This is a genomic window from Inhella sp., from assembly GCF_027532025.1.
In the GTDB taxonomy this organism is placed as follows: domain Bacteria; phylum Pseudomonadota; class Gammaproteobacteria; order Burkholderiales; family Burkholderiaceae_C; genus Inhella.
Map to the genome: position 1 here is coordinate 1 of NZ_JAPZSY010000133.1, position 6,546 is coordinate 6,546.

A 6,546-nucleotide genomic window follows, 5' to 3' on the forward strand; every position below is an offset into this window, starting at 1 on the left:
GCAGGTCGGGGGCGTCTTCCGGGCCGCGGCCCGCTGCCAATCGGTGCTGCAGCGCGTCGTATTCGGCCTGCAGCACCCGCGCCCAGCGCGCTCGGTCGGCCGCCTGCGGCATCCAAGGGGCCCCATTGGCCAAGCCCTTGACTTGATCGAGCTGGTGCGCGAACTCGTGCACCACCACGTTGCGCCCGTCGTCGGGCACCGCCGCGCCGTGCAACACGTCTTGCCACGACAAGATCACCTGCCCCTCGCCCCAGCTTTCGCCCAGCAGCGCGCGGCGCTGGTCTTGCACCACGCCACCCGGGGCGTTGAAGGGGCGGTTCACCACGAAGGCCCCCGGGTACAGCAACACCTGGCGCAGCTTGGGGTAGTACCCGCGCGGGTGCCCCAGCAAAGGAAGACAGGCCTGCGCCGCCACGGTGACGCGCATCTCGTCCGTCACCACCAAGCCCGCGCAGCCGATGAAGGCCTTTTCGGCCAAAAAAACCTGCATCAGCCCTTTGAGCCGCAACTGCAAATCGGCCGGCAAGCGCGCCACCTGCGGCACCCGCCGCCGCACGATGCGGCGCCATGCCGACGGCAAAGGCTGCTGCCGCTGGCGCCAGCGGCGGTGCGAGCGCCACAGCGGCTGCACGACCAGCAACGCCACCACGGCCAAGCCCGCGAGCATCAACACGGTCAGGGCCATGGTGCAATCTCGTTGGAAGACGACCCCCACATGGGTCCGCCAGCCTCCGGTTCAAGCCCCATGCCCACGCCCGACACCCTGCCCAACCTCGGCCCCGCCTCGCGGCGGCTGCTGGCCGACGTGGGCCTCCTGGCAGTGGACGACGTGCGCCGCATCGGGGCCGTGGCGGCCTTCGCCCGCGTGCAGGCCCGGCACCCCAGCGTCAGCCTCAACCTGCTGTGGGCCCTGGAAGGCGCCCTCACCGGCGAGCGATGGCAAGACGTGGCCCGCGAGCACCGCACCAGCCTGCTGCTGGCGCTTGAAAGCCACCACGCCGCACGCACGCAGCCTCGGTAGCCCCCATGACCGGCGCCCGCTGGATCGCCCACCTCGACATGGACGCGTTCTACGCGTCCGTCGAGCTGCTGCGCTACCCCGAACTGAAAGGCCAGCCCGTGGTCATCGGCGGCCGGCGCGACCAAGCCCCGCGCGACACCCCGCAAGGCCGCGTCTACGCCCGGCTGAAGGACTACACCGGCCGCGGCGTCATCACCACCGCCACCTACGCCGCGCGGGCCTTTGGCGTGCGCTCCGGCCTGGGCATCATGAAGGCCGCGCAGCTCGCGCCCGAGGCCATCCTGCTGCCCGTGGACTTCCCGGCCTACCGCGCCATGTCGCGCCGCTTCAAGGCCGCCGTGGCCGAGATCGCCCCGGTCATCGAAGACCGTGGCATCGACGAGATCTACATCGACCTCAGCCAACTGGCCGCCGAGCGCCAAGGCGCCGGGCACGACCCCCTGGCCGGCCTGCGCGAGGTGGCGCAGGACCTTAAGAACAACGTGCGCGCCGCCACCGGCCTGACCTGCTCCATCGGCCTGGCGCCCAACAAGCTGCTGGCCAAGATCGCCAGCGACCTGGACAAGCCCAACGGCCTGACCCTCATCCGCCCCGAGGACCTGACCACCCGCATCTGGCCCCTGCCCGTGCGCACCATCAACGGCATCGGTCCCAAGGCCGCCGCCAAGTTGGAGGGGCTGGGCATCGACACCATCGGCGAGCTGGCCGCGGCCGACCCCGCGTGGCTGGTCGAGCGCTTCGGCAAGGCCTACGGCGCCTGGCTGCACGACGCCGCCCACGGCCGCGACGAGCGCCCGTTGGTGACGCACAGCGAGCCCGTGTCCATCAGCCGCGAGACCACGTTCGAGCGCGACCTCGACGCCAAGCGCGACCGCGCGCAGCTCAGCCGCATCCTCACCCAACTGTGCGAGCAACTCGCCGCCGACCTGGCCCGCAAGGGCGTCGCCTCGCGCACCGTGGGCATCAAGCTGCGGTTCGAGGGGTTTCGCACGGTCACGCGGGACCAAACCCTGCCGGAGGCGGTGCACAGCGCCGAGGAGCTGGTGCACGCGGCGCGGCTGTGCTTGAAGCGGGTGGACTTCAATGCGCGGCTGCGGCTGATGGGCGTGCGGGCGGGGAATTTGGTGCGCGGTGCTTGAAAGCCATCCAACGCAACTCAGACCGGTTTGTCGCGATGGCGCCGTCGAAGCATCGACGAATGGGGCCACCGGAGACATAATTCAGCTCTGAATTTGGAGCCAAAAATGGCCACACTCCTTTCCGACATCACCCTACCCATCAGCGAGTTCAAGAAGAACCCCGCAGCAGCCGTCAAACGCGCGGGTGGGCGAGCCACGGCCGTGATGACGCACAGCGAGCCCACGTTCTATGCCGTGCCTGCCGCGCTCTACGAGCGCCTGTTGGATGCGGTCGAGGATGCCGAATTGCTGAAGGTGGCCCGCCGGCGCGTAGGGTCCAAGACCGTGCCGGTGGACCTCGCGGATCTGTGACGACACCACCGGCAACTTACGCCCTGGAGTTCACCGTCGAGGCGCTACAGGAATGGCGGGCACTGGACGGCTCCGTTCGCGCCCAGCTCAAGAAGGCCCTGCTCAAGCGATTGGGCAACCCGCACGTCAAGGCGTCCGCGTTGCGTGGCGATCTGGCGGCTCACTACAAGATCAAACTCAAGGCGCTGGGATACCGCCTGGTGTATCGGGTGGAAGACGGCCGGCTGGTCGTTGTCGTCATCGCCGTGGGGCGCCGCGAGAACGACGAGGTGTATCGATTGGCCGCGACTCGCGGCAAGCAGCCCTGAAGCCCATCATCGACGAGTGAGACGGCCGCCCTGATCGATAGCCGAGCGCAAAGGGCTGATGGGAAAAGGGCGGCTGGAGGAATGGGGGGAGGTTGCCAGTGTTGGGGTGGCGCAGGGGTTTAAGGGAGAGACCCCGGCGCCGGGCGCCGTACCGAAGGCATCAGGCTGCGGTTTGCAGGTTTTCGCGCCTACACGCGGGACCAGGCTGCGCCAGAGACGATGAACAGCGTCGCGGACTGGGTGCACGCTGCACGCTTGTGTCGGAGGCGATTGCAGTTCAATGCGCGCACTCGGCTGATTGGGGTGCGCGCGGGGAACTTGGTGAGGCCGGGTTGACAAAATGCAGGCCCCCTCTGGCGTTGCTGGGGGGCTGAGCACTCCAGGGAGAACTTCATGACCCGAATCGGGCGCCTCATCAGCGGCTGCGCCGCGCTCGCATTGGCTGTATCGGCCGCTGCCGCGCAGCCGGCTGCCGTACCAGCGGTGCCACCGCCAGCATCGGCCTTCTTTGCCTACCCACAGGTGCTGGACGCCCAACTGTCCCCCGACGGTCATCGGCTGGCCTTGAGCACCGCCTACCGCACAGGGCGTGTAGCGCTGTACGTTTTCGACCTCCAGGACAACAACCGGATCTCACAGGCAGCCAGCTTCCGTGACACCGACGTCACGCGCTTCGACTGGGTCAACGACGAGCGTTTGGTGTTCAGCGTCACTGACCTTCAGGCGGGCAGTGGCGAGAGCTATCGCGTGGCTCCCGGCCTGTTTAGTGCCCGGTTCGACGGCACGGAACTGCGTGCACTCATCAGTCGTCAAGGCGGACCGAGCGTGACCGGTGGCTCCGCCCGCGTTCAGGCCTTGCCCTGGAGCTACCGCCTGCTGCACGTACCTGCGCCCACGGCCGAGGGTCCGTCGGAAGAGGTGTTGCTGGGCGAACAGGTGTTCGACGGCGGCGAGCTGCAGGCGCTTGGGCCCGTCTGGCAAAACGTCCGTACGGGGCGGACTCGCAGCGCCAAGGTGGACGCGCCCGCCAGCGGCGTGGTGGGCTGGTGGTTCAACTCAGTGGGCGAGCCCTTGGTCGCGCTGGTGCTTGCCAACGATCAGCACACTCTGTTCCACCGCAGCGCACCGGGTGCGGAGTGGCAGGTGCTTGCACAGGCTCCTCGCGACCGGCTTCCATTCACGCCATTGCGCGTTGACGACAACGGGAGCTTCTACGTCACCCAAAACAGCGGTCGCGAGGGTCTTCGCGTGGTCAAGCGCTACGACTTCACCGCCAAGCGCCCCGAGGCCGAGCCTTTGGTCAGCGCACCGGGTTTCGACTTCTCGGGCCAACTGCTGCATGGCAGCGATGCAGATTCGCGGGGTCAGTTGTTGGGCGTGCGCCTAACGACCGATGCCGAAACCACCGTTTGGTTCGACCCATCGCTCAAAGCCCTGCAGGCTGTGGCCGACACGGCCCTGCCAGGTCGGGTCAACCGCATCAGTTGCCGCCGCTGCGGTCATCCTGACGCTGTCGTGCTGGTGCGTTCGTGGTCAGACCAGCACCCCGGTGAGCTGCTTCTCTACCGTCCGGGTACGCAAAGCTGGCAGCGTGTGTCGGTGGTCCAACCAGGCATCAACCCCCGATGGAGCGCCACCGTCAAGCTTGAGCGCATCGCCGCGCGCGATGGTCGGTCCATACCGGTCTGGATCACCCAGCCGCCGCTCTCCGCAGGAGAAGCGCCTGCCCCACGCCCTGCTGTGGTGATGGTGCATGGTGGGCCGTGGGTACGCGGCCACCAATGGCGCTGGGAACCCATGGCGCAGTTCTTGGCTTCACGCGGCTACGTGGTGATCGAGCCCGAGTTCCGCGGCAGCGCGGGCTACGGCGCAACCCACCAGCGTGCCGGCTACAAGCAGTTCGGCAAAGCCATGCAGGACGACGTGGCTGATGCCTTGCTTTGGGCACAGAAGCAAGGCATTGCCAGCGATCGCGCCTGCATCGCCGGAGCCAGCTACGGCGGCTACGCCACCCTCATGGGGCTGGCGCGCCACCCCGAGCTGTACCGGTGCGGGGCGGCCTGGGTCGCCCTGACCGACTTGCTGCTGTACGTGGAGGGCTCCTGGTGGGTAGACGACGACATCAGCGACTTCGGGCGGCGGGTGTCGCTCATCGAGCGGGTGGGCAACCCCAAGGAAGAGACCGAGCGGGCCATGCTCGTGGCCATGTCACCCATCCACCAAGCGGAGCGCATCCAGGCCCCGGTGCTGCTGGCCTTTGGCGAGGACGACCGGCGCATCCCACTGCAGCACGGCAAGCGCATGCGCGAAGCCTTGGAGAAGGCGGGGCGAACGCCCGAGTGGATCGTCTACCCCGGCGAGGGCCACGGTTGGCGCCTACCGGCAAACCGGGTGGACTTTGCCGAGCGCTTGGAACGCTTCCTGGCACCCCATTTGAAGTAGCGCCGTGAGAAGAATCCGTTCGACACCCGCGTCTTGCCTACTGCGGCGAAGAGATGACTCCGTTGACCACCAGCACGTCCTCGGAGGCAAAAGGCAAGACCCCGACGCACGCCGCCGGTCAGGCCCGTGTGCAGGGCCTGATGCCCGGCGTGCAGACCGGTGTTCCTTTCTCTCCCACCTGTGAATCATGAGAACCGTTCCGTTTCGTGCCATTCCCTTTGCGCTGGCCTTGCTCACGACCGCCTTTGGCAGCGGTGGCAGCGCTGCGGCTGACGCTGCGCCTGCTGCCGCCCCGCGCGACACCGCAGAGCTGGTGCTGGAACGCCGCGAGCTCGATGCCGTCACCGGCAAAAGCGCGGCTGAGACCCGGCTGCGCTTGAACCTCGGCACCTGCAACAGCCTGCGCGCCACCCTGGGCCTGGCGGCACAGGAGCCCGATCCACTGCTCTACACCGGGCGCCTGAACGGCGTCTTCACCGAGCGCCGCTACTACAGCGCCGGCCGCGCCGCGACCTACACCGAGGCACCGCCGCTGCCGGTGCTGGTCGATCTCGAGCGCTGGCAGATGGACCCGGCCCCCCCTGCCTCGCGCACGGCGCCCGACTGCAGCAAGCTCGAGCTGCGCGCGCAGCGCAGCGGCAAGCTCTGGGCCGATGGCGTGGTCTGGGACCTGAACTACCAGACCAAGGAGGCCGTTGGCAGGAGCAGTGCCGCCGACTTCACGGCCCGCAAGAGCGCCTTCGTGGCCACGGCCAGCAGCATCGAGGTTCCAGGCGTCGGCAGTTGCACCCTGGTGGCGCCCAGAAGCGGTGTGCAGCCGGCCGGCAGTTCGCTGTGCTACTGGAAGCACTTTCCCCTCGACACGCGCCTGAACCTGCCCTGGCTGCTGCAAAGCGACAACGGCGCGAGCAGCGGGCTGCGCATCACCAACAAGGCACTCAGCGCCAGCACAGGCACGCCGCAGGACGCAGCGCTCTTCCAGCCGCCCACCGATTTCACGCGCCGCAACCCGAGCTGAGCCCAGCCCATGCGTGTCCGTCCGGCCCAGCACGGCGCCGCCCTCGGGCTGGTCATGGGTCACCCAGGTCACGGGGTCTTGCCTTTTGTCTGTCTGTAGCTGGGTCAGAGGGGCAAGGGGACCCCAAGGGCATCATCTCGGGCAAGGTGGACATGAAGGAGTCGGACTTGCAAAATCCAGTTCCACCCGAACAGGCGGTGTTGAAGTGGCGGGGGATTGGGCGGTGATCAAGTTGCCGAGCCCTGAGGCGATCCGAGCGTCGGCCGA

8 protein-coding genes are annotated in these 6,546 nt (G+C 68.1%); 7 read left to right on the forward strand and 1 reads right to left on the reverse strand.

The window, feature by feature from the left end; genetic code table 11:
- On the reverse strand, positions 1 to 685 hold a 685-nt coding region (locus O9335_RS15675), incomplete at its 3' end, for a zinc-dependent peptidase (RefSeq protein ID WP_298389799.1).
- 60 nt (positions 686 to 745) lie between these two features.
- Here O9335_RS15675 and O9335_RS15680 point away from each other — a divergent pair.
- From O9335_RS15680 to O9335_RS15705, 7 genes are all read left to right on the forward strand, one after another.
- On the forward strand, positions 746 to 1,021 hold the full coding sequence (locus O9335_RS15680; protein ID WP_298389801.1) for a TfoX/Sxy family protein: 276 nt from the start codon (positions 746 to 748) through the stop codon (positions 1,019 to 1,021).
- A gap of 5 nt (positions 1,022 to 1,026) precedes the next feature.
- Positions 1,027 to 2,160: a DNA polymerase IV gene (gene dinB, locus O9335_RS15685; RefSeq protein ID WP_298389803.1), complete on the forward strand. Its 1,134-nt coding sequence runs from the start codon at positions 1,027 to 1,029 to the stop codon at positions 2,158 to 2,160.
- Between the two features lie 105 nt (positions 2,161 to 2,265).
- Positions 2,266 to 2,511: an antitoxin gene (locus O9335_RS15690; RefSeq protein ID WP_298389805.1), complete on the forward strand. Its 246-nt coding sequence runs from the start codon at positions 2,266 to 2,268 to the stop codon at positions 2,509 to 2,511.
- A complete protein-coding gene (locus O9335_RS15695) occupies positions 2,508 to 2,819 on the forward strand; it encodes a type II toxin-antitoxin system RelE/ParE family toxin (RefSeq protein WP_298389807.1) in 312 nt (103 codons plus the stop codon). The genes O9335_RS15690 and O9335_RS15695 overlap by 4 nt, the downstream gene beginning before the upstream one ends.
- 159 nt (positions 2,820 to 2,978) lie before the next feature.
- On the forward strand, positions 2,979 to 3,155 hold the full coding sequence (locus O9335_RS16720; protein ID WP_367185439.1) for a hypothetical protein: 177 nt from the start codon (positions 2,979 to 2,981) through the stop codon (positions 3,153 to 3,155).
- Positions 3,156 to 3,212: 57 nt separating this feature from the next.
- Complete coding sequence (locus O9335_RS15700; protein ID WP_298389809.1) at positions 3,213 to 5,261, forward strand: prolyl oligopeptidase family serine peptidase; 2,049 nt, start codon at positions 3,213 to 3,215, stop codon at positions 5,259 to 5,261.
- 187 nt (positions 5,262 to 5,448) lie between these two features.
- Positions 5,449 to 6,279, forward strand: a complete 831-nt coding sequence (locus O9335_RS15705; protein ID WP_298389811.1) for a hypothetical protein — start codon at positions 5,449 to 5,451, stop codon at positions 6,277 to 6,279.
- Positions 6,280 to 6,546: the final 267 nt, after the last annotated feature.

What these genes read in the sequence shown, in the direction of transcription:
- O9335_RS15680 (WP_298389801.1), top strand. Translation starts at nt 746, where the DNA reads ATGCCCACGCCCGACACCCTGCCCAACCTCGGCCCCGCCTCGCGGCGG.
- dinB (WP_298389803.1), top strand. Translation starts at nt 1,027, where the DNA reads ATGACCGGCGCCCGCTGGATCGCCCACCTCGACATGGACGCGTTCTAC.
- O9335_RS15690 (WP_298389805.1), top strand. Translation starts at nt 2,266, where the DNA reads ATGGCCACACTCCTTTCCGACATCACCCTACCCATCAGCGAGTTCAAG.
- O9335_RS15700 (WP_298389809.1), top strand. Translation starts at nt 3,213, where the DNA reads ATGACCCGAATCGGGCGCCTCATCAGCGGCTGCGCCGCGCTCGCATTG.
- O9335_RS15705 (WP_298389811.1), top strand. Translation starts at nt 5,449, where the DNA reads ATGAGAACCGTTCCGTTTCGTGCCATTCCCTTTGCGCTGGCCTTGCTC.